This window comes from Streptomyces sp. WELS2, from assembly GCF_013870595.1.
Taxonomy (GTDB): Bacteria; Actinomycetota; Actinomycetes; order Streptomycetales; family Streptomycetaceae; genus Streptomyces.
Genome location: NZ_JACBWZ010001001.1, coordinates 1 through 2,049, shown reverse-complemented (window position 1 = coordinate 2,049; position 2,049 = coordinate 1). Strand labels below are relative to the sequence as shown.

Below are 2,049 nucleotides of genomic sequence, written 5' to 3'. Positions count from 1 at the left end.
TCGGGGGCGTGGCGCGGGGACGCGTCGGTGCGGTGCAGCACCTCCGGGTACGTCACGGCCGACGTCTCCGTCAAGGTCCCCGTCCTCTTCCCGGGCGTGATCTCCTTCCCCGCCACCGTCCACGGCCACGCCGGGGCCGTGGAGGAGGTGACACGCTGAGATGCCGTACCGCAGGGCACGAGTCGGACTCCCGTACCGCCGGGCACGCGCCGCGATGCCGTACCGCCGGGCACGCGCCGCGATGCCGTACCGCCGGGCACGCGCCGAGCGGCGACCGCGCGACCGGGGCCAGGTCGCCATCGAATACCTGGGGTTCATCCCCGTCCTGCTGATCGTCGCTCTGGCCGGCATCCAGCTCGGTGCCGTCGCCTACGCCGCCGAACAGGCCGGCACGGCGGCCCGGGCCGGGGCACGGGCCGCGTCCCTGGCACAGTCCTACGCCCAGGCATGCGCCGACGCGGTCAGCGGCGTGCTGGACGTGTCCTGCTCGGCCGCCGAGGGCGCCGGCACGGTGACCGTCACCGCCACCGTCCACATCCCCGCCCTCGTCTGGGACCTGGGCGACGCCACCAAGTCCGCGACCATGCCGCTCGACCACCGGCAGAAGGAGGCGACAGGCCCATGAGCCTGCGGGCACGCATCAGCGCTCCGGAGGAGCACGGCAGCCGGGGCGAGGACGGGCGCCTGGTCGCCTCCTACCGGGCCAAGCTGCTGGAGGAGATCGACCTCGCGGAGATGAGCGCGCTGGCCGCCGCCGAGCGCCGGGCGCGCCTGGAGCGGGTGCTCGGGCACATCATCAGCCGCGAGGGACCGGTCCTGTCCACCGTCGAACGGGCCCAGCTGATCCGCCGGGTGGTGGACGAGGCGCTGGGCCTCGGCATCCTCGAACCCCTCCTGGAGGACGCGTCCATCACCGAGATCATGGTCAACGGACCCGACGCGATCTTCGTGGAGCGCGGCGGCCGGGTCGAGCAGCTGCCCCTGCGGTTCGTCTCCGCCGACCAGCTGATGCAGACCATCGAGCGGATCGTGTCGACGGTCAACCGCCGCGTGGACGAGTCCAACCCGATGGTGGACGCCCGGCTGCCCTCCGGCGAGCGGGTCAACGTCATCATCCCGCCGCTGTCCCTGACCGGCCCGGTGCTCACCATCCGCCGCTTCCCGCGCTCCTTCACCCTCCAGGAGCTGATCGGGTTCGGCTCGCTGGACGAGCACATGGTGTACCTGCTGGCCGGCCTGGTGCAGGCCAAGTTCAACATCATCGTCTCGGGTGCCACCGGCACCGGCAAGACCACCCTGCTGAACGCCCTGTCCGGGCTGATCCCGCCGCACGAGCGCATCATCACCATCGAGGACTCCGCCGAACTCCAGCTCCAGCAGAGCCATGTGGTCCGCCTGGAGTCCCGCCCGCCGAACGTGGAGGGCAAGGGCCAGGTCACCATCCGCGACCTGGTCCGCAACTCGCTGCGCATGCGGCCCGACCGGATCGTGGTCGGCGAGGTCCGCGGCGGCGAGTCCCTGGACATGCTCCAGGCCATGTCCACCGGCCACGACGGCTCGCTGGCCACCGTGCACGCCAACAGCGCCGAGGACGCCCTCACCCGGCTCCAGACCCTCGCCTCCATGTCCGACGTCGAGGTCCCCTTCGTCGCCCTGCACGACCAGATCAACAGCGCCGTCGACGTCATCGTCCAGCTCACCCGGTTCGCCGACGGCGCCCGCCGCATCACCGAGATCGCGCTGCTCGACAGCCACGGCGGGGAGCCGTACCGGCTGGCCACCGCCGCCCGCTTCGAGGCCCGGCCGATGACCCCGGACGGCCGGGTCCACGGCGCCTTCCGGCACCTCCCGCTGCCGCGCCGCACCGCCGACCGCCTCTACATGGCGAGCCAGCCCATCCCGCAGGCCTTCGGCGTGGCCCGCTCCGCCGACCAGCTCGCCACCCGAGAAGCCAGGTAGGGCCCCACCATGTCACCGAGCACCCTCGCCCAGCTCATCACCGGCGCGACCCTGCTGGCCTGCGTCCTGGCCGTGGCCGGTGTGCACGCC

At 72.8% G+C, this 2,049-nt stretch carries 2 protein-coding genes and 1 pseudogene; all 3 read left to right on the top strand.

Features of this window, described 5'->3' with window-relative positions:
- Positions 1-159: pseudogene (locus H5J33_RS38035) on the top strand (pilus assembly protein); the annotation flags it as partial.
- An 82-nt stretch (positions 160-241) separates the two neighbouring features.
- A complete protein-coding gene (locus H5J33_RS32815; RefSeq protein WP_181798357.1) occupies positions 242-625 on the top strand; it encodes a TadE/TadG family type IV pilus assembly protein in 384 nt (127 codons plus the stop codon).
- Positions 622-1,959, top strand: a complete 1,338-nt coding sequence (locus tag H5J33_RS32810; protein WP_181798356.1) for a CpaF family protein — start codon at positions 622-624, stop codon at positions 1,957-1,959. Before H5J33_RS32815 ends, H5J33_RS32810 begins: the two co-directional genes overlap by 4 nt.
- Positions 1,960-2,049: the final 90 nt, after the last annotated feature.

Bases quoted from the DNA above. Each gene is read 5' to 3' on its own strand.
- H5J33_RS32815 (WP_181798357.1), top strand. From the start codon at position 242: ATGCCGTACCGCCGGGCACGCGCCGAGCGGCGACCGCGCGACCGGGGC.
- H5J33_RS32810 (WP_181798356.1), top strand. From the start codon at position 622: ATGAGCCTGCGGGCACGCATCAGCGCTCCGGAGGAGCACGGCAGCCGG.